This is a genomic window from Microbispora sp. GKU 823 (assembly GCF_002027145.1).
Taxonomy (GTDB): Bacteria; Actinomycetota; Actinomycetes; order Streptosporangiales; family Streptosporangiaceae; genus Microbispora; species Microbispora siamensis.
Genome location: NZ_MWJN01000090.1, coordinates 16,222 through 36,131, shown reverse-complemented (window position 1 = coordinate 36,131; position 19,910 = coordinate 16,222). Strand labels below are relative to the sequence as shown.

At 72.0% G+C, this 19,910-nt stretch carries 19 protein-coding genes; 7 read left to right on the top strand and 12 right to left on the bottom strand.

Features of this window, described 5'->3' with window-relative positions:
* The 10 genes from B1L11_RS48895 to B1L11_RS33855 form a co-directional block, all read right to left on the bottom strand.
* Nucleotides 1-1,352: DUF222 domain-containing protein (locus B1L11_RS48895; RefSeq protein ID WP_256863126.1), on the bottom strand; the 1,352-nt coding region annotated here is incomplete at its 3' end.
* A gap of 660 nt (nt 1,353-2,012) precedes the next feature.
* On the bottom strand, nt 2,013-3,155 hold the full coding sequence (locus B1L11_RS33885) for a cysteine--tRNA ligase (protein ID WP_079319411.1): 1,143 nt from the start codon (nt 3,153-3,155) through the stop codon (nt 2,013-2,015).
* A 45-nt stretch (nt 3,156-3,200) separates the two neighbouring features.
* Nucleotides 3,201-5,066: a sigma factor-like helix-turn-helix DNA-binding protein gene (locus tag B1L11_RS33880; RefSeq protein WP_079319410.1), complete on the bottom strand. Its 1,866-nt coding sequence runs from the start codon at nt 5,064-5,066 to the stop codon at nt 3,201-3,203.
* Between the two features lie 55 nt (nt 5,067-5,121).
* Nucleotides 5,122-6,372, bottom strand: coding sequence for a 3'-5' exonuclease (locus tag B1L11_RS52620; protein ID WP_256863125.1), 1,251 nt, complete (start codon nt 6,370-6,372; stop codon nt 5,122-5,124).
* Nucleotides 6,270-7,181 carry a hypothetical protein gene (locus B1L11_RS52615; RefSeq protein ID WP_256863123.1) on the bottom strand — a complete coding sequence of 304 codons (912 nt, stop codon included), beginning with the start codon at nt 7,179-7,181 and terminating at the stop codon, nt 6,270-6,272. Before B1L11_RS52615 ends, B1L11_RS52620 begins: the two co-directional genes overlap by 103 nt.
* 3 nt (nt 7,182-7,184) lie before the next feature.
* The gene (locus B1L11_RS33870) at nt 7,185-8,804 is read right to left on the bottom strand and encodes a hypothetical protein (protein WP_079319409.1); all 1,620 of its coding nucleotides are present in this window, start codon (nt 8,802-8,804) and stop codon (nt 7,185-7,187) included.
* A 65-nt stretch (nt 8,805-8,869) separates the two neighbouring features.
* Nucleotides 8,870-9,646, bottom strand: coding sequence for a trans-aconitate 2-methyltransferase (locus B1L11_RS33865; RefSeq protein WP_079319417.1), 777 nt, complete (start codon nt 9,644-9,646; stop codon nt 8,870-8,872).
* 125 nt (nt 9,647-9,771) lie between these two features.
* Nucleotides 9,772-10,206 (bottom strand): substrate-binding domain-containing protein, encoded by a 435-nt coding sequence (locus tag B1L11_RS52610; protein ID WP_256863122.1) that lies wholly within the window; start codon nt 10,204-10,206, stop codon nt 9,772-9,774.
* Nucleotides 10,185-10,862: an ABC transporter substrate-binding protein gene (locus B1L11_RS52605; protein WP_256863121.1), complete on the bottom strand. Its 678-nt coding sequence runs from the start codon at nt 10,860-10,862 to the stop codon at nt 10,185-10,187. Before B1L11_RS52605 ends, B1L11_RS52610 begins: the two co-directional genes overlap by 22 nt.
* Before the next feature lie 104 nt (nt 10,863-10,966).
* Nucleotides 10,967-11,200, bottom strand: a complete 234-nt coding sequence (locus B1L11_RS33855) for a hypothetical protein (protein ID WP_079319408.1) — start codon at nt 11,198-11,200, stop codon at nt 10,967-10,969.
* 97 nt (nt 11,201-11,297) lie between these two features.
* Between B1L11_RS33855 and fdxA the strand changes: the two genes are divergently transcribed.
* Genes fdxA through dapE form a run of 5 tightly spaced genes read left to right on the top strand, consistent with a single transcriptional unit; the run spans nt 11,298 to nt 15,311 of the window.
* Nucleotides 11,298-11,624, top strand: coding sequence for a ferredoxin (fdxA, locus tag B1L11_RS33850; RefSeq protein WP_030507471.1), 327 nt, complete (start codon nt 11,298-11,300; stop codon nt 11,622-11,624).
* 57 nt (nt 11,625-11,681) lie between these two features.
* Nucleotides 11,682-12,761, top strand: coding sequence for a succinyldiaminopimelate transaminase (gene dapC, locus B1L11_RS33845; RefSeq protein ID WP_079319407.1), 1,080 nt, complete (start codon nt 11,682-11,684; stop codon nt 12,759-12,761).
* Between the two features lie 11 nt (nt 12,762-12,772).
* Entirely contained in the window at nt 12,773-13,408 is a 636-nt protein-coding gene (locus B1L11_RS33840) for a DUF4178 domain-containing protein (RefSeq protein WP_079319406.1), read from the top strand.
* A 58-nt stretch (nt 13,409-13,466) separates the two neighbouring features.
* The gene (locus tag B1L11_RS33835) at nt 13,467-14,231 is read left to right on the top strand and encodes a hypothetical protein (RefSeq protein ID WP_306291740.1); all 765 of its coding nucleotides are present in this window, start codon (nt 13,467-13,469) and stop codon (nt 14,229-14,231) included.
* Between the two features lie 24 nt (nt 14,232-14,255).
* Nucleotides 14,256-15,311, top strand: coding sequence for a succinyl-diaminopimelate desuccinylase (gene dapE / locus B1L11_RS33830; RefSeq protein WP_079319404.1), 1,056 nt, complete (start codon nt 14,256-14,258; stop codon nt 15,309-15,311).
* A gap of 97 nt (nt 15,312-15,408) precedes the next feature.
* Here dapE and B1L11_RS33825 read toward each other — a convergent pair whose 3' ends face one another.
* Nucleotides 15,409-18,168 (bottom strand): bifunctional polysaccharide deacetylase/glycosyltransferase family 2 protein, encoded by a 2,760-nt coding sequence (locus B1L11_RS33825; protein WP_256863120.1) that lies wholly within the window; start codon nt 18,166-18,168, stop codon nt 15,409-15,411.
* Between the two features lie 122 nt (nt 18,169-18,290).
* Here B1L11_RS33825 and B1L11_RS33815 point away from each other — a divergent pair, with 122 nt between their 5' ends.
* Entirely contained in the window at nt 18,291-19,037 is a 747-nt protein-coding gene (locus tag B1L11_RS33815) for a TIGR00730 family Rossman fold protein (protein ID WP_079319416.1), read from the top strand.
* Nucleotides 19,038-19,046: 9 nt separating this feature from the next.
* Nucleotides 19,047-19,625 (top strand): TIGR00730 family Rossman fold protein, encoded by a 579-nt coding sequence (locus B1L11_RS33810; RefSeq protein WP_079319401.1) that lies wholly within the window; start codon nt 19,047-19,049, stop codon nt 19,623-19,625.
* On the opposite strand, the gene B1L11_RS47350 is transcribed toward B1L11_RS33810, so the two are convergent.
* Complete coding sequence (locus B1L11_RS47350; protein WP_079319400.1) at nt 19,626-19,898, bottom strand: hypothetical protein; 273 nt, start codon at nt 19,896-19,898, stop codon at nt 19,626-19,628.
* Nucleotides 19,899-19,910 lie beyond the last annotated feature (12 nt).

Here is a 19,910-nt window from a genome sequence, read left to right as displayed (position 1 = left end):
AGCACCTGCCCGTCGGCGTCCATGACCAGGCGTACCAGGGTGGAGGTGCGGGCGAGGCGGTGCACGCTGGAGATGGGCAGCATCTGCCCGGTCGCCAGCAACAACCCCGGCGCCGTCCCCAACAACGCCCCCGGCAGCACTCCCGGCGGCGCCCCCGGTGACGCTCCCGGCGCCGTCCCTGACGCCGTCCATGGCGCTGCTCCCGGCGGGCTCCCCGGTGGCGTCCCCGGTGCTGCGGACGAGCACCGCGCTCCCCCGCCGCACGCGCATCCGCCCTCGACGTGCCTCCGGTTCTCGTGGCCGTGGTCCTCACGCGTGGCCTGCCCATGCCGGCAGTCCCCCGCAGGCCGATGCCCGGCGTGGGTGTGATGTCCACGTGGATCGTCGGGAGGAGGATCCGGCTGGGCTGTGTGCAAAGGAGTTGTGGTCGGAGACGCGGTGGTGGGAGACGCGGTGGTGGGAGAGGCTCCGGGGTCGCCGGACTCCTCATCGCGCGGGGCGGTGGTGGCACGGTCGGCACTCTCGGCAACAGCGCCCGCAGCTACATCGACCTCTGCCCCTGCTTCTGCCTCTGCCTCGGCAGTGCCGGAATCGGCGGCGGCGCCAAGGTCGCCGGGGTCGGCGGCGTCTTCGGCCTCGCTGGGGTCGTCGGTGCTTCCGGTGTCGCTCGGGGTGCAGCCGCTTTCGGCGACACTGGTGTCTTCGGGATCGGTGGGCAGGGATTCGGCGTTGACCAGGATCAGGAGTTCGGTGGCGATCTCCTGCTCCAGCAGCGCGATGAACGCGTCGGCGTTGCGGACCCGCAGCGGGCGGTCATCACCCTCCGCCCGGGGTTTGGCGTAGGCGTCCAGCAGGGCCCGCAACCGGGCGGCGGCCTCACGCGGCAGATGAAACTCCCCCTCCAGCCCCCCACCCTTAGTGGGGCGGACCCGCAGGAACCGCCGCGCGTAATCGGCCTGCTCATCCCGCTCCTCCCCATCAGGGTCGAGCACCGCCCGCAGGTAACGGCCCGCTTTGGCCACCTCCGCCGGGCCCGCCTTACCCGCCAGTTCCAGCAAAATCGGCTCAGCCACCCCCGCCTGCTCATCGCTCAACTCCGCGGTGGCGGTGCAGATCGCCTCCACCACCCCCGCCGACAAGCGACCCTCGGCGAACGCCGCACGAACCCGGGGCAGACGGGCCAACTCCACCGCCACCGTCAGCAACCGCCCGGCCCCCGGGACGCTCATCCCCCCGGCGGTACGCAGCCAACTCCGAGTCGAGGCATGCCCACGCTGCCTGGCCTGCCCCGCACCATGCACCCGACCCACCCGATCAGCAAGAGCACACGTGATCCGATCCCGGGCGAACATCAACTCCTCGGCCTCCGCCAGACAGATATCCACATCGTCCGGAAGCGGAGTCAGCGCCAGCTCCTGCGCCGACTCACGAAGCGAACCAACCAACACCCACGACGACCGGGCCCGAGCCTGACCGGCGCCTGACCCACAAGCACCGGCTTCCGAGCCATCCGCAGCACCGGCATCGTCCGCGACCTCCTCGTTCCCGGCTCCACAGCCGCAGGCACGTGAGTCCTCGGACGCCCACAACGGCGAGTCGGCGGTCAACCGATCCCACCAGTCACCAGCGTTATTCGAACGATGAGAGCGGTCGGGATCGATAGCAAACAGATCCATCGCGCCTCCATCGCTAGATTCGAATACTTGTATGAATTCTTCCACGCCGTCGCGACTCGCACACTCCTTGAGCAGCGAATTGTTGGAGCGACAGGTTGAGCTGCCGGGCTGCACTCGCACGCGTGCGGCGGGTGCGGCAAGCGGCGGGGGTAATAGGAACGGGGTAATAGGAACAGGCACGAAAGGAGCGGAGGGCTGCCGGGTCGGCCCAAGCCCGACCGCATCGAGAACCAAGCCCGACCGCATCGAGAACCAAGCCCGACCGCATCGAGAACCAAGCCCGACAAACGGACGGGCGCTGGAGCCGGCCCGTCCGGCGTACGCGGGGAGTGCCCGTCAGATGCGGCCGATGTCGGCGGGCAGGTCGAGGGCGAGCACGTGGTCGAAGTGGAGGAAGGTCTCGAACTTGGCCCCCGGCGCGACCGACTCGTCGGCCTCCAGGTCGCGCAGCAGGCGGAGCGCCCCGGGCGTGTCGAGGTCGTCGTCCAGCGCCCGCTGGACGCGCTCGGCGTGGGCGTCGTCGATCGGGCGGCTCGGTGACTCCGCCCATTCGGCGACCCGCCGCCGAAGCCGCCGCAGTTCCTCGTCGGCGGCGCGGAGCGCGTCCCAGGTGAGGTCGACCGGCCGCCGGTAGTGCTGCTCCAGCAGGGCCAGCCGTACGGAGAGGGGATCGAGACCGGCGGCGACGACGCCGGACAGCGGCACGGCGTCTCCGATGCCTGCCGGGCGGCCCTCGAACAGCAGGCGCCCGGAGTGCGCCCAGTGAACGGCCGCCTCCTGACCTGTCGCGGCGTTCGACTGGGCCCGCGCCCTCTCGTGGTGGGGGAAGCACAGGTCGGCCCCGCCCACGTACAGGTCGAAGCGCGGGCCGAGGAACCGCAGCGGCGTGGCAGAACACTCGATGTCGCGGCCGGGGAGCCCGCGACCCCAGGGCGCGTCCCAGACCGCTCCGGCAGCGCCGTCGGCCGGTCCCCGCAGAGGTTCCCGCAGAGGTTCCGGCAGAGGTTCCGGCAGCGGCTCCCACAGGGGCCAGTCGGATGCCGAGCCCGGCTTGCCGGAGATCTCGCCGTACGTGGGGAAGGACGCCGCGTCGAAGAACACCGCTCCCTCCGGGGTGGCGTACGCGTGGCCGCGCTCGATGAGCCGCCCGATGAGCTCGATCACCAGGCCCATCGTCTCGCTGGTCCTGGGGGAGTGCTCGGGGGCGCGCATGTTGAGCGCGAGCGTGTCGGCGTCGAGAGACGCGGCATCGCCGTTACCGCCGTCCGGGTGAAGGAGGTCGGAGACGTTACGGCAGGCGAGCACCCGCAGCCCGGCGCGTTCGGCGACGCGGCGGACCAGGTCGGCGAGCAGGGCGGGGCGCAGGTCGGCGAGACCGGCGGGCCCGTGCGCGGCGCAGGTGTACATCCGCAGGATCCGCGAGCCGGCCGGGGCGACGGGCACGACCTGCCGGGTCAGGGTGTCGTGGAGCCGCAACATGCTCCGAGCCTACGTGCTGCCCCCGACATCTCTTCCACCCCCGTGTCAGGTCAGGAAGCGCAGGATGTCGCGGTCGCCGCGTTCGCGCAGGCGGTCGAGGATCTCCTCGCGGGCGGCCCCCTCGGGCAGGCCGATGCGGGCGCCGATGAGCCGCAGGCCCTCGGCCTCCGACGCCACCGGAGCGGTGTACCCGATCAGGTGCAGCGCCTGGTTGATCGCGGGCAGCCCGGCCCCCGCCACGGGCAGGAAGCGGGTCAGCAGTTCGCCGCCGTCGGAGACCGTCAGGAAGACGTGGTCGCCCTCGGACGCGTTGTACTCGGCGAGAACGTTCCTGATCGAGCCGATGGTCGGCTGGTTGTGCCAGCTGATCACCACCTCGCCCGACGCGGTGGATGCGGTGAGCTGGCCGCCGGGCGCCATGCCGAGGTGCGCGGCGAAACCGGTCGGCAGCGGGGAGCCCGAGCCGCGCAGGTGCTCGGCGTTCACGTCGACACGGTGCCACCAGCGGCCGTCCCTGCTGCGGAAGCAGCGGCGGGTCATCGAGACGTCCCGGCGCGGCTGGTACGGCTCGGCCTGGTCCTGGGCGGCCACCCTGATGTAGCCGCGCTGGGTCCGCTCGAACCCGGGCCCTCCGGCGTACGCTCTGATGGAGCTCTCGCTCACGTCGTAGCGGGAGGTCAGGTTGTCCACGACCGTGCTCACGGACGCCTCGCCGCCCGCACGCTCGATCTCCCGGATGATCATCTCCCGGATGCCGAGGTACTCGTCGCCGCCCCAGCGCCGCAGGCCGTACTTGCTGCGGTCGAGCCGGATGAACCGCTCGTCCGAGGCGAGCTGGTTGCGGATGCCGACGAGGCTGTAGTCCTCGCCGATGCGGGCCTGGATCTCCTCGGGCGCGAGCGGGGCGCGGGCGACCGCCAGCACGGCCTCCGCCTTGTCGCCCATGCTGCGCGGCCAGGGGACGACGTGGCCCTCCATGACGCGCAGGTGCGGCACCGACGCCAGCCAGCGCTCGGCGACGTCCTCCCGGATGCCGAGCTGGGCGACGAGGGAGACCGCCTCCTCGAGCGGCCGGGGGCCGTCGGTGAACAGCTGCCGGGTCTTCTCCCTGAGCTCGTCCGCGCCGCCCGCGACCAGCCAGCCGTCCACCTGCTCGTACCCGGTCAGGAGCGTACGGACGAACCGCCAGGCGGGGATCGCGAGCGTGATCAGCTCGGTGCGGTGCCACGGCACGGCGGCGGCGAGGTCGTCGGCGGGCACGGCCGAGCCCAGCCGGGTGCGCAGCCAGGACAGATGGGCGTTCAGCGGCGCGGCGGACGGGCCGTTCAGCCAGTCCATCACGTGGTCGCGCAGGTCGCGCTCGATCTGCCGGATGCGCTCCCGGGTGACCGAGAAGCGCTGGGCCAGCTCGTCCAGCGTGGCCCGCTGGGCCTGGCCCGGTTGCTGGGAGGTGTCGAAGTAGAGCCGGTCGCGTGCGATGGCCCGCTGGCGGTCGTCCAGCCGGGCGAAGATCTCGTCGATGATCTCGGGCATCGGCCGCTCGGGGAGGGCCGGCGGGACCGGCGCCCCGGCCGGCTCCCGCGCGGGCTCGGTGGCCAGCAGCTTGTCGATCACGTCGACGTACAGCTCGTGGACGCTCTCCCGGGGGCCGGGCGTCTGGAGGCTCTCCTCGGGGTGGGTGAACCTCAGCAGCGGGAGGATGTCGCCGAGGACCAGGTGCGCCCAGCAGGCGATGGTGAGGTCGGCGAGCCGGGAGGCGACCTGGCCGGTTCCCACCGCCGCACAGGCCCGGTCGAGGGGAAGCGCCTGCCACCACGCGTCGGGAAGACCGGGGTCGCTCGCGATCGGCTCTACCTGGCTGGGCGCGGTCCAGCGCAGCGGAGGCACGATGTCGCTAAGGCTGAGATTCATGCAGGTCCAACCGGCAAGGGGAATATATCCGCAGTTCAGACTAGGGGATCGGACGTCAGGCCGGGATGAAGGGACTGGCGCGCCCCGAATAGGACACGTAGAGCAGCTCCCCCGCCCGCGTACACGCCACGTAGAGCAGCCCCCGTTCGCGTTGCAGATCGTGCGCCCGGGCCGTCGGGTCCTCGTCGGCCGGGGTCAGCGCGTCGGGCGCCGGCACGATTCCGTCAGCCACGCCTATCACGGCCACCCGGCGGAATTCCAGCCCTTTCATGCCGTGAAGGGAGGTGACTTTGACCGTGATGCCCGCTTCGCGTAGTGCGGTGCGGGCGGTACGTACGAGGTCGGAGGTGCGCGCGGCCACCGCGATCTGGGCGGTCGGCACGCCCTCCTCCAGCCATTCGGCCACGGTGGAGACGAGCCCGGCGATCTCCGCCTCCGCGTTCACGTACCCGCGCACCATCGGGCGCGTGCCGTGGTCCAGCGCGCGGTAGCCGTACATCGCGGCGTTGCCCGCGACCAGGCCGTCGGCGGGACCACCGCCCCGCAGGCGCACTCCCCACGACAGGATCTCGGTGGGCAGCCGGTGGGAGATCTTCAGCTGGAACCTGCGGGCCGGGATGCCGACGTCCGCCAGCGCGACCCGCGTGTCGAACATGCGCTGGTGCGGGTCTCCCAGGATGAACAGGTCGTTCGGGGCGGCGGGGACCGCCGCCCGCAGCAGCCGCCACTGGGCCGGGTGCAGGTCCTGCGCCTCGTCCACCACGATGTGCCGGTACGGCTCCCGCCCCGGCGCCTCGTCGCCCAGCAGGTCGCCCACGGCCCGCCCGAGCAGGCCCGCCGCCTCCGAGGCGAGCTGGAGCAGGGTGCGCCGGCCGGACTCGCGCAGCCGCCGTACGACCTGCTGGACGGCCTCCCACACCATCGTCCTGGCCTCGGCGTCGAGCCGGACGCCGCGGCCCGGCCGCGCGGCGGCCTGATACTCCTCCAGCGTCCGCAGGTCCTGCGCGAGGATCACCTGTTCCCACTCGCGCAGCAGGAACGCGCTGCCGAAGCGCCTGCCGGCCGCCTCCTGCCACAGCTCGGCGAGGTCGTCGGAGGAGACGAGGGCGGGGGCGCGGCCCTCCGCCTCGGCGACGATGCGGTGCGCGATCCTGTCGACGTTGCCCACCTCGACGCGCTTGCGGACCACCTCGTCGTTGATGATCATGTCGAGCCGCGCGGACAGCTCGGTCGCGAGGCTCTGCGAGAACGTGACCAGCAGCACCGGGCCGGTGGCCGCGCGGGCCAGCAGGGCCGCCCGGTGCAGTGCGATGACCGTCTTCCCGGTGCCCGCGCCCCCGGTGATGAGCACCGGCTGCTCGTACGCCGGCCAGTTGGCGTACGTGTGCTGCGGGGGATAGAGGAACGTGCACCAGCCGGGCAGCGTGAGGATGCGCTCGAGCTCGGCGGCGTCGGCGGCGAACGCGGCCGGTCGGGGCTGCGCCGCAGCGCCGCCAGGAGGTCCTCCGGGTCGATCTCGTCGGCGACGCGGGAGCGGCAGGCGTCCAGCTCGCGCCAGGCCGCCGCCAGCGAGCCGCCCCGGGCGAGCGCCGCGAGCGGCGCGTACTGGCTGTGCGGGAGCAGCGGCTCCACGGCCGCGAGATGCGACTCCGACGTCATGAGCCGCAGCAGCGGCAGCAGGCGGGGGTCGATGCCGATGTTCAGCAGATCGTTGTCGCACCAGTTCTCGAACAGCGGCCGGCCGCCGGTCTCCGACGCGCGGCGCAGGGCCGGCTCGATCCGCTCCAGCGCCTCGGCGTCCCAGGTCTCGACGATCCCGATGGCCGTGTTGACGCCGACCCTGTGCCGCTGCGCGTACGACCACGCCTCGGCGTCCGGCAGCACGGTGAGCAGCCAGTAGACGTCCTCCTGCCGCACCACCACCCCCCGGTGGCGGTCGGCGAGCCGCAGGGTGGCGACCCGGGGATCGCGGCAGTTGCGCACCCTCTCGGGGTGCGGCGCGGCGGACGCGTTCAGCAGGAACCGGCGTACCGCGACGGCGACGTCCCGGCGGACCGGCCGGCTGAGCGCGCCGAGCCCGCGCAGGAACTCCGGGGAGATCGCGAGCCGGGGCATCGGCTATCCCAGCAGGGTCAGCAGGTCGCGGTCCCCGCGTTCTCGCAGCCGCGCGAGGAGTTCGGGCCGCCCGACGGGCGCGGAGAGTCCGACACGTGTCGCGATCACCCGCGCCGCCTGCTCGGGCGTGCCGCTCGGCGCGGTGTAGCCCACCAGGCGCAGCGCGCGGCTCGTCTCGTCACCGCCGTTCGCCGCCGGCAGGTGCCGTACGCGCAGCATGCCCTCCTCGGACAGGGTCAGGAAGATGTGGCTGCCCTCCTCGGCCGAGACCTCGCTGAGAATCCGCTGCAGGGAGCCCAGGGCCGGCCGCGCGTGCCAGGAGAGGCCGACCTCACCGGCGGCGCTGCGCACGGTGCGGTCCTCGCCCGGCGCGAGGCCGACGTACGCGGCGAACCCGCTGGGCAGCGGGACCTCGCCGCCCTGGAGGTGGTCGCCGGAGACGTCCACCCTGAGCCACCACCTGCCGTCCGGCTGCCGGAAGCACCGCCGGGTCAGCGCCACGTCCTTGAGCCCGCCCTGCTGCCGGTCCTGTTGCCGGTCCTGCTGCCGGTCGGGGGCGATCTCGGACGCCTTCTGGGCGCGCAGTTGCGGCACGCTCTCCAGCCACTGCCTCGCGACGTCGGGACGGATGCCGAGAGAACCGATCATCTCCAGTGCCCGGGGGACGGTCGGCGGGCGCTCGGCCGAGGCGATCAGGCTCCGCGTCCTCTCCCGCAGTTCCTCGATGTCGCCGGCCACGAGCCAGTCGCCGAAAAGGCGGTGGCCGGGGAGCGTGGCGAGCACGAACCGCCAGGCGGGCACCTCCAGCGAGCGCAGTTCGCGCCCGTGCCACTCGGCCGCCGTGACGAACCGCTCCTTGGGGACCGCGGCTCCGAAGGTGTCGGTGAGCCAGGCCAGATGCTCGTTGTACGGCTTCGCCTCGGGCAGCGCGAGCCAGCGGGACAGCCGGTCACGCAGGGCCGCTTCGAGATCGTGGATGACGGCGGGGTGGACGGCCAGCAGCCTGGCCAGTTGCTCGGGGTCGGACGGCTCGTCGGCGAAGACCCGGTTCTGCGCCACCATCCAGGTCTGGTCGTCCAGGCCGCCGAACGCCGCGTCGATCAGCTCGGGGATGTCCGGGACCTCGTGTTCCGGTTGTTCCGCGACCTCTTCGTCCGGAGGATCCTCGACCCGCTCGGATATCGGCTCGGATATCGGCTCGGAGACAGGCTCGGCCTCCTCCGGGGACATCCGTAAGAACACGGCGGTGAACAGAGCGGTCAGCACGGGGCGGGCCTTGACGAACGGCTGGTCGGCCAGTTCCCGGCCGGACAGCGCGAGCAGGCCGTGCCACGACCCCGCCCGGTCGAGCGCGATCGCGACCTGGGGGTCGTCGGCCTCGTCGGGATCGAGCACGTGCAGCGCGGGCAGCACGTCGCCGACGGCCGCCGCCGGCCAGTAGTCGAGCGCGAGCTCGGTGAGCAGGTCGCCCAGCGCCTCGGCGTCCAGGACGGCGAGCACCCGGTGCAGGGGCAGCGTCCGCCACCACGCGTCCGGCAGGCCGGGCCGGTCGGCCAGGGTCGTGATGCGGGCAGCGTCACTCCAGCGCAGCGGTGGCACGAGGTCACTCAGGCAGAAGTTCATGCGTTCCCCATCACTCACAAAGACCAGTCCATAGTCTGGCAAATCGCCCCGTCGTGGTGGAGATGTCAGTGACGTTCCGCGGCGAAACGGAGGCGGACGTAGTCGGCCATCCAGCCGGTCTCCCGGCGCAGGGCGGGGGCGGCCAGCTCGTTGACCCGGCGCAGCAGCGGTTCCACGGCCGCCGGAGGGACCCGGTCGAGCAGTGAGCCGGCGAACATCCGGACCCAGTCGGCCGCGCCGTTCGGGCACTCGTCGAGCGGGGTGGGGCGGTCGAAATACTCCAGCAGCCGGACCGTGAAGCCGCCCTTCTCCAGGCGGTGGGCGTACTCGGCGGGGCTGGGGAAGTACCACGGCAGTTCGGGCTCGGGCAGGCCGTACTCGCGCCAGGCGGTGAGCACGGCGGAGGTCAGGGCCGCGCAGTTGCCCGCGCCGCCCATCTCGGCGACGAACCGGCCGCCCGGCCGCAGTGCCTCCCGCACGCAGTCGATCACCGCGTCGGGGTCGCGGCTCATCCAGTGCAGCGCCGCGTTCGAGAAGACCGCGTCGTACGGCTGGACGACGGTGAAGTCGTAGCCGTCGCCCACGGTGAAGTCGAGTCCGGGATGGTGCGCGATGGCCTGCTCGATCATGGAGTGGGAGCCGTCGATGCCCAGCACGTGGGCGCCGCGCCTGGCGATGTCGGCGGTGAGCACACCGGTGCCGCACCCGAGGTCGAGCACGCGCTCACCGGGGCGCGGGTCGAGCAGTTCCACCAGTGGCGCGCCCTGAGCCGAGACGTAGCCGAAGGAGCTGTCGTAGGCGCGAGCGTTCCATCGGGTGAGACTGGGAGTTTCGTACCTCAAGATCGGCTCGCATTCTGACACGTGGTGCCCGGTGTCGGGATTGCCGCAATCTCATGCCGACTTGTGAGACTGCTGGGATAACGACACACTTTACGGCTTCCGTCGCCTCTGCGAGATCGGGTGGCTCAGCCGACTGCCTGGGCCCAATGCGCGGTCACGTATGACTTGGCCTGATCCTGCTCGGGGATGTTCAGGATCACCGGGTCGCCGGACGCCTCCGGCAGCCGGGCGGCGGCGTCCCCGTCCAGCGTGTCGCGCATCTCCATCGCCTCCATCCGGGCGGGCCGCGCGTACGCCTTGAGGAAGAGGTTCTGGCCCTCGTCGGACAGCAGGAACTCCTCCCACAGCCGGGCGGCGGCCGGGTGCGGCGCGTCGGCGCTGATCGCCTGCATGTAGTAGGAGGCGAGCACCTCGTTCCTGGGGATCGTCACCCGCCAGGCCGCCGCGCCGCGGCCGGAGGCGGCCCGCGCCGCGTTCATGAAGTCCCAGTCCACGACCGCGGTCGCCTGGTCGGGCCGGCCGAGCATGCCGCCCTTCTTCAGCCGCGCGAACAGGTCCACGCCCCGCGCGCGTCCGGCAGTCCGTTGCCGAGCGAGGCCGCCATCACGGCGCTGAACGCCGACGCCACCCGGCGCGGGTCGCCCGGCAGCGCCACGATCGTTCCCGGCCTGACCAGCGCGCCGTACGACGCGGGGGCGGGGACCTTCCTCGGGTCGTAGCCGATCGACATGTATCCGCCGTAGGCGGCGTACCAGCGTCCCCGCTGCTCCTTGGCCTCGTCGGGGATGTCCGCCCAGCCGGTCACCCGGTAGGGCGCGAAGAGCTTGGCGTTGGCGACCGCGACCTCAAGGGTGAGGTCGAACACGTCCGGCGCCTGATTCGTCCCCTTCAGGCGGGCCGCGGTGTCGATCTCCTGCTTGCTGCTCGCCTCCGGCACGATCGAGGTCACCTTGATCCCGTACTTGTCGGAGAAGCGGGAGATGATCTCCTTGTAGCCGACCCAGCCGCCGGGCAGGCCGACGACCGTGAGCGCGCCCTCCTTCTTGGCCGCCTCGACGAGCCTGTCCATGGTGCCGAACCCGGACTCCAGGCTGTCGGCCCGGGGGTTCAGGGGCGGCAGCGGCTTGTCCGACGACGACGGCTTCGAGCACGCGGAGGCCGCGGACAGGAGGAGGGCCGCCGAGGAGATCGTCACGACGCAGGCACGTATGGTCACGCGGCGTATGCTCCCCGCGCCGCGGCGGTCGTTCTCGGCGGCGCGCTGGGCCATTACCGAGTCGGCGTCCACGCCATGCACGCCGATTACCGGGCGCGGGGGGATTACCGGGCAGGCGGCGCGGGCGGCACGATCTTGGCGGCGGCCAGGGTGTCCTCGGCGATCTCGACGAGGCTTCCGTCCCGTTTCCGTACGGTGAGCACCCCGTCGTGCCAGGATTCCAACACGCCGACGGCGTCCCGGTGCCCGCCGGGCACTCTGCGCCGCGTCGTCACCCGTTTGCCCACGTCGGCGGGGGTGATGGCGACCACGAGACGGGCTCCGAGCCGAGGGGCCACGATGATTGCCCCCCTCCTGTTCCGGCTAGTCGGCAGGCACCGCAATACTAGGGCTAGCAACCCGCGGTCGAGCCGTGCAACCCAGAAGGAGCCCGAGGTGACGTACGTCATCGCGCAGCCTTGCGTGGACGTCCTGGACAAGGCGTGCATCGAGGAGTGCCCCGTCGATTGCATCTACGAGGGCGAACGCATGCTCTACATCCACCCCGACGAGTGCGTGGACTGCGGTGCGTGCGAGCCGGTGTGCCCCGTAGAGGCGATCTTCTACGAGGACGACCTTCCCGAGCAGTGGAAGGACTTCTACAAGGCCAACGTCGATTTCTTCGAGGAGCTGGGGTCGCCCGGCGGCGCCTCGAAGGTCGGCAAGATCAACAAGGATCACCCGCTGGTCGCGGCGCTCCCGCCGCAGGGTGAGGACCACTGACCGACGCCTGATCAGCGCATTCGATCAGCGCGGTCCGTGACGACTGGGGGATTTTCTTTGCTTGCGTTGCCGGACTTCCCATGGGATCGGCTCGTGCCCTATCAGGATCTGGCGCGGGCGCATCCCGGCGGGATCGTCGACCTGTCGGTCGGCACGCCGGTCGACCCGGTGCCCCCGGTCGCCCGTGAGGCGCTCGCCGCCGCCGCCGACAGCCCCGGCTATCCCCTGACGTACGGCACGCCGCGGCTGCGTGAGGCGGCCGCGGGCTGGCTGCGGCGGCGGCACGGCGTCACGGTCGACCCGGCCGACGTGCTGCCGACCATCGGCTCCAAGGAACTGGTGGCCTGGCTGCCGACGCTGCTCGGCGTCCGGCCGGGCGAGCGCGTGGTCTTCCCCGAGCTCGCCTATCCCACCTACGACGTGGGCGCGAGGCTGGCCGGGGCCGAGCCCTACGCGACCGACGGGCTCCTCGCGCTGGGCCCCGAGCGGGTGCCCCTCGTCTGGGTGAACTCGCCGTCCAACCCCACCGGGCGGGTCCTGCCCGCCGAGCACCTGCGCAAGGTCGTCGCGTGGGCGCGCGAGCGCGGTGCGATCGTCGCGTCCGACGAGTGCTACATCGAGCTGGGCTGGGAGGAGCACCCGGTCTCCGTCCTCCACCCTGACGTGTGCGAGGGCTCCCACGAGAACCTGCTCGCGGTCCACTCGCTGTCGAAGCGGTCGAACTTCGCCGGATACCGCGCCGGCTTCGTCGCCGGCGACCCCCGGCTCGTACGGCGGCTGCTGGAGGTGCGCAAGCACGCCGGCATGATGATGCCCGCCCCGGTCCAGGCCGCGACGGCGGCCGTGCTCGACGACGACGCGCACGCCGACGAGCAGCGGGAGCGGTACGCCCGGCGCAGGGCGGTGCTGCGGCCCGCGCTGGAGCGGGCCGGCTGGCGCATCGAGCACTCGGACGCCGGGCTCTACCTGTGGGCCACCGACGGCACCGGCTGCTGGGACCAGGTGCGCGCCCTGGCCGAGCGGGGCATCCTCGTCGCGCCGGGCGAGTTCTACGGCGCCGCCGGGCGCGGCCACGTCCGCATCGCCGTCACCGCCACGGACGAGCGCGTCGATGCGGCGGTGAGCCGCCTCCAGTAGGATCGCGCGCCATGACGACAGCGATCGTGATCGTGCTGGGCCTCGCCACGGTCGTCGTCGTGCTGGGCGCCTTCGCCACCGCCCGGCGCACGCGTGCGCGCGAGCCGGTCCGCACCCCGCCCGCCGCTCCGGGAGAATCGCAGCCGCGTGACCCCGCGGCCGATCCCGACTTCTTCGACCCCCGCACGATCAGGGTGGGCGACACCGTCTACGTGGAGGCCGCCCGCTATCGGGCCGTCGGCGCCCTGCACTGCACGATGCAGGGCGAGAAGTGGACGGAGTATCTGCTGGACGAGGGTGCCCGGCGCTACAACTGGCTGTCGGTCGAGGAACGGCCGGGCAAGGAGGGCGAGCCCCTCCACCTGGAGGTCCTGTTATGGACCGACGTGCCGACCCAGGGCATGGTGCCGGCCAGGCACATGCTCATCGTGGACGGCCTGGAGTTCTATCCCATCGAGCGCGGCACGGCCGCCTTCCGCTCCGAGGGGACCACCGGTCTGCCCGAGCGCGGCCTGCTCGACTTCGCCGACTACCGGGCGGGCGACGGCCGCCTGCTGTCGTTCCAGCGTGTGCAGGGCGGCCAGTGGGAGGCGTCCTACGCCCGCCCGCTCACTCCCGGTTCCATTCGAGTGGATCGGCTGCCCTGATCACCCGGGTAGGTTCTGCTACGTGGAACGGCGCCTTACCAAACCTGTCGTGACCGTCATGGTCATCGTCGCCCTGCTGGGCGGGGCCATCTTCTACGGCGCCTATCACCTGCTGAAGCGGACCGAGCCGTTCGCTCTCGGCGAACACTGCATGATCAAGACCCCGGACGGCTCCCTCGACCTCGACATCGAGCAGGCCCAGGTGGCCGCGACCATCGCCGCCGTCGCGGTGCGGCGCAAGCTGCCCGAACGCGCCCTCCAGATCGCCTACGTCACCGCGATCCAGGAGTCCAAGCTGGCCAACCTGCCGTACGGCGACCGCGACTCGGTGGGCGTCTTCCAGCAGCGGCCCTCGCAGGGCTGGGGGACGGCCGAGCAGTTGCAGGACCCGGTCTACGCGGCGCGGAAGTTCTTCGCCGCGCTGGAGAAGGTGAAGCACTACCGGACCCTGCCGCTGCACGAGGCGGCCCAGGCCGTGCAGCGCTCCGCCGACGGCTCGGCCTACGCCGACCACGAGTACAACGCCAAGATCCTCTCGGCGGCGTTCATGGGGCGCGTGCCCCAGGCCGTCCACTGCTGGTATCCCCCGTCCGACAAGCCGGTCTCGCCGCAGCCCGAGGCCGCGCGCAAGCAGCTCGTGCGGGCGCTCGGCTCGGACTCCGCGCCCAAGCGCGGCTGGCTGATCGCCGCCTGGTACGTCACCCACGCGCAGAAGTACGGCCTGCGCCAGGTGCGCTTCGCGGGCGTGACCTGGACGGCCGCCAGCGGGCACGACGGCTGGCGCAAGGACGCCAAGCCCGTCGCCACCGTGCAGATCGCGTGAACCCGTGGATTAAGGTCGGATGGCATGCGGCTTGACCTTGCCCAGGACGTGGGCGCGCTGACGGCGCAGCTGGTGGACATCGAATCGGTGAGCGGCGCGGAGAAGGCGCTGGCGGACGCCATCGAGGAGGCGCTCGATCCGCTGCCGCACCTGACGGTGCTGCGGGACGGCGACGCGGTGGTGGCGCGGACCGAACTCGGCCGGGCCGAGCGCGTGGTGATCGCCGGGCACATCGACACGGTCCCGGTGGCGGACAACCTGCCGAGCAGGGTCGAGGACGGCGTGCTGTACGGCTGCGGGACGTCCGACATGAAGAGCGGCGTGGCCGTCCAGCTCAAGCTCTGTCTGCTGGCCGAGCCCAACCGCGACCTGACCTTCGTCTTCTACGACTGCGAGGAGATCGAGGCCGAGCGGAGCGGTCTGCTGCGGCTCACCCGCACGCACCCCGAATGGATCACGGGTGACTTCGCGGTCGTGATGGAGCCGACCGACGGGCTGATCGAGGGCGGTTGCCAGGGCACGCTGCGCGCCGAGATCACGGTGAAGGGCGTGCGCGCGCACAGCGCCCGGTCGTGGGAAGGCGTCAACGCCATCCACGGCGTCGCGCCGGTCCTGGAGGTCCTCTCCCGATACGAGGCGCGGCGCCCGATGGTGGACGGCCTCCAGTTCCGCGAGGGGCTCAACGCGGTGGCCGTACGCGGCGGGGTGGCCGGGAACGTGATCCCGGACGAGTGCGTGGTGACCGTGAACTACCGCTTCGCCCCCGACCGCACCCTGGAGGAGGCGTTCGCCCACGTCCAGGAGGTCTTCGACGGCTTCGACGTGCGGCTCACCGACGGAGCGCCGGGCGCGCGGCCGGGGCTCACCCACCCCGTCGCCGCGGCGTTCGCCGCCGCGATCGGCGGCACGCCCCGGGCCAAGCTCGGCTGGACCGACGTCGCGAGGTTCTCGGCCCTCGGGATGCCCGCCGTCAACTGCGGCCCGGGCAACCCGGACATCGCCCACACGGCGGGGGAGAACGTGAGCCTGACCAAGATCGTCGAAAGCGAGCGGCGGATGACGGCCTGGCTCGGCGAGTGAGCCCGACCGGCCGCAGAAACCGGCCGTAGATAGAAGAAAGTGGCTTTCCTCACCGGCCATTTGGTGGGGAAAGCCACTTTCGTCCCGAGCAGCACCCTCATTCCTTAGACGGAGCCTCGGCGAAGACCGGTTCCATGTTCCCGGGAATGTTTTCAAGATTCTTCAGAGCGTTGAAGGTGCCCTCCCGCCGCACCGTGTGCCAGCGCAGGCGTACCCCGAGAACGGCGGTGGCGACGGACTGGATGACCACCAGGTACATCAGCTGCCGGTAGACGAACTGCTGCAGGGGCAGCACCCACAACGCCGACGCCCGCTCCCCGTCGAGGCGCAGCGCGTACCACCCGCTGAGGGCCTGGGCGGTGACGAATCCGGCCCACACCGCGACGACGGGCAGCGGGTCTGCCACCGCCACGCTGTAGACGGCCATGATGTCGACGACCGGGGCCAGCAACGGCAGGACCACCTGGAAGAGCGTGAGATAACCGAGGCACCGGCGGCCGAAGGGGCCGCGCTCCAGCACCGCCCCGCGGTGCTTCCACATCGCCTGGAGCGTGCCGTAGCACCAGCGGTAGCGCTGGCGCCACAGTTGCCGCAGCGAGGTGGGTGCCTCGGTCCACGCCCGGGCCCGTTCCTCGTAGACGACCCGCCAGCCCGCCCGGCAGATCGCCATCGTGAGGTCGGTGTCCTCGGCGAGGGTGTCGAGGCTGACGCCGCCGACCGACAGCAGCGCCTGCCGGCGGAAGGCGCCGATCGCGCCGGGCACCGTCGCCATGCAGCCGAGCAGGTCGAAGGCGCGCCGGTCGAGGTTGAACCCGATGACGTACTCGATGTGCTGCCACCGGCCGATCATGCCGCGGCGGTTGCCGACCTTCGTGTTGCCGCTGACCGCGCCCACCGAGGGGTCGGCGAGCGGCTGGATGAGGTTCCGGATGGTCGACGGCTCGAAGACGGTGTCGCCGTCCACCATGATCAGGATGTCGTGTGCGGCGTGAGCGATGCCGGTGTTGAGCGCGGCGGGCTTGCCGCCGTTGGGCTGGCGGATGACGCGTACGCCGGGCAGATTCAGCGAGGCCGCGATCTCCGCCGTGCGGTCGCTGGAGCCGTCGTCCACGACCAGCACCTCGACCTGCCCCGGGTAGTCCGTCGTCACCAGCGAGCGGACCGTCGCCTCGATCCCCGCCTCCTCGTTGTACGCGGGGACGATCACGGACACGGCAGGCGGGGTCGGCCACGCGGGAACGCGGTCGCGCCTGCGCCTGGGGGTGTTCTCCGGGCGCCTGCGGCGGGTCCTGCGCGCGTGGACCCAGGCCAGCGAGACGAAGAACGCCAGGCGGGCGAGGGTGAGCACCCCGGCGACGGAGAGGATCCAGCCCAGTGAGCCGGTGAAGGCGGCCGAGACCCGCTGGGCGACGGCGAGAACGCTCCCGAGGAAGCGCTCGACGGTCCCGGCGGGTGTTTGGGCCGAGGGCAGCCCGGCGGCCTTCGTGAGAGTGGTGGCCGAGTAGCCCCTTTTCTTCAGTGCGTCCAGCAAGACGTCGACGGCGGCCACGGTCCGGCTCCGATCGCCTCCCGCGTCGTGGAACATGACCACCGCGCCACGGCCCCGGCGCGGGAGCGTGTCCCTCACCATCCGGTTGACGGCGGGACGGCTCCAGTCCCGCGAGTCGAGGTCGGTGAGTGCCACCAGGTAGCCCTCGTCCCCGAGCACGTGCATGGCCGCGAGCTGGGCGCCGCCGACCGCCGACGGCGAAGAGGAGTACGGCAGGCGCGCCAGGCGCGTGTGCACCCCCGTCGTGCCCGCGAGAACCTTCTGCGTGAGGGACATCTCCAGCCGGGTGCGCCAGACCGGGGTGGCCGTCAGGTCGGCGTGGGTGTAGGTGTGGTTGCCGAGCTCGTGACCCTCCGCGAGGATCCTGCGGACCAGCTCGGGGTGCTCGGCCGCGTGGGCGCCCACCACGAAGAAGGTCGCCTTGGCGCCGTGCCTGCGCAGCACGTCGAGGATCCGCGGGGTCCACTTCGGGTCTGGGCCGTCGTCGAAGGTCAGCGCGACCGTCCGGGCGGTCGGCCGTACGCTGCGAGGGAGCGGCCCCGAGGCGTTCACGACCGGCCCGCCCGAGCGCACTCGCTCGAGCTCGGCGGAGTGCTCCTCGCCCGCGGCAGGGGGCGCGTGCGTCTCGCCGACGACGTTGTTCGCGAAGCCGTTGAGCAGCAGCGCGCCGGTCGTCAGCAGGGCCGCCATCGCCACGAGGAACCAGTGGCCGCGGGGGTCGGCCCGCTTGCCGCGTCGTCCTGCCATCACCGTGTGCTCACCCCCTTCACTTGGGTCCGCGCGTCCGGTCGACCTGACCCGGCGGTGTGCCGCCGTGGCCGGGGTTCGCCGTCGGCGCTCCGTGACCTCGGGCGATGGTTCCGCAGGTGGTTCCGCCGGTCTCGGACGGCGAGGGCGCCGGGTCGGCGCAGAGGAGGGGACGTGGGACGGGACGGAGGGCGGGGAGGCGGATGGGCGGGCCGGCCGTGAGGCGGACGGCCGAGCGGCGGGCGAGGTGGCCGTCCGCGTGGGGCGGGCGGCGGGCGTCGGTGCCGGAGGCTGGGCGGAGATGCTTGTCTCCGGTGAGCGGGAGGGGCTGGGCGAGCGCGACTGCGGATGCGCCGCGTCCGGTCGAACATCCTGCCCCGGCCAGTTCAGCGCGGGGAGCCCGGAGTCGCCGACCATGCCGCCGAGCACGCCGACCAGCAGAGTCACCGTGAGAGCCGTGACCAGCACTCCGGTGACGATCGCGGTGACGGTCAGCACCTTGCTCCTGCGACCGCTGTGGTCGACGAAGACGGCTGTGCTCGTGGGGGGTGGCTCTCTCACGAGTTCCGATGCTATTGAGACCGGGCAGATGTTTGGGACGCAGTATGACGTTTGGGGCATAACTAATCGGGTAGTTCGCGCGCCTTGCATCGTTCCCGGCCCCGACCGTTAGCGTGACCGTCATGAACCACACCCGACCCGAACGCCGGCAGGGTCCGTCGCTGGTCCGCGGCGGCCTCGTCCCGGACTCGACCCACGACCAGCGCCTGCTCGACCGCCGCGGCCCCACCGGCTGGCTCCACGAAGACCCCTGGCGCGTCCTGCGCATCCAGTCGGAGTTCGTCGAGGGATTCGGCGCCCTCGCCGACCTTCCCCCGGCGGTGACAGTCTTCGGCTCGGCCCGCACCGGTCCCGACACCCCCGAGTACGAGCTCGGGGTGAAGCTCGGCGCGGCGCTCGCCAAGGCGGGCTACGCGGTGATCACCGGCGGCGGCCCCGGCGTGATGGAGGCGGCCAACAAGGGCGCACTCGAAGCCGGCGGCATCTCGGTCGGCCTCGGCATCGAGCTGCCGCACGAGCAGAGCCTCAACGACTACGTGGACCTCGGCATCGAGTTCCGCTACTTCTTCGTGCGCAAGACGATGTTCGTCAAGTACGCCAGCGGGTTCGTGGCCCTGCCCGGCGGGTTCGGGACGCTCGACGAGCTGTTCGAGGCGCTGACCCTGGTGCAGACGCGGAAGGTCACCTCGTTCCCGGTGATCATGATGGGCGTCTCGTTCTGGTCGCCGCTGATCGACTGGATCCGCGACACGCTGCTGGCCACCGGGAAGGTCTCGCCGCAGGACGTGGAGCTGGTCTCGGTCACCGACGACCCCGACGAGGCCGTGCGCCTCATCGTGGAGGCCGACCGGCGCGCCGCCACTCAGTAGGGTTGCGATGTGTTCGTCTGCGTGTACTGCTCGTCCAGCCAGAAGATCGACCGGAAGTACCTCGACCTCGCCCGGGAGGTGGGCGCCGAACTGGCCCGCCGCGGCCACGGCCTCGTGAGCGGGGGCGCCATCGTCTCCTGCATGGGCGAGGTCGCCCGGGCCGTCCGCGACGGCGGCGGCCACACGGTCGGCGTGATCCCCCAGGCCCTGGTCGACGTCGAGATCGCCGACACCGACTCCGACGAGCTGATCGTCACCGCCGACATGCGCGAGCGCAAGGGGATCATGGACGCCAGGTCCGACGCGTTCCTCGTGCTTCCGGGCGGCATCGGCACCCTGGAGGAGCTGTTCGAGATCTGGACCTCCCGGGTGCTCGGCATGCACGAGCGGCCACTGGTCGTCCTCGACCCGTGGGGCCTGTACGGGCCGCTGCGCGACCTGGTCGACGGCATGTACGAGCAGGGCTTCACGCGGCCGAACGTGTTCGACGCGATCTCGTGGGCGACCACGGTGGAGGAGGCGCTCGACCTGCTGGAGCGGCCTGCCCTCCACCTCAGCCCCACGGGCGAGGAACTGGGCGAGTCCTGATCAGGCCAGGCCGCGGCGGGCCAGGGCGGGGGGACGGCGGCCCAGCAGGGCCTCGGTCATGTCGAGGGCCTGCCGTACGTCGTGGGACGTCCGGAAGACGCTCGCGCCCGCCCAGGCGTAGGCGGCGGCGGCCGCGATCGCCTCGGTCTCGTCGCCGGGGAGCGTCACCACGACGGTGTGTCCCGCCCGGGCCAGCGCGGACACCTCCGGCAGCGAGGCGGCCTCGACCCAGCCGGGCTCGATCTCGTCGTCGGGCCCGATCACGCGCGTCATGCTTCCATGCTC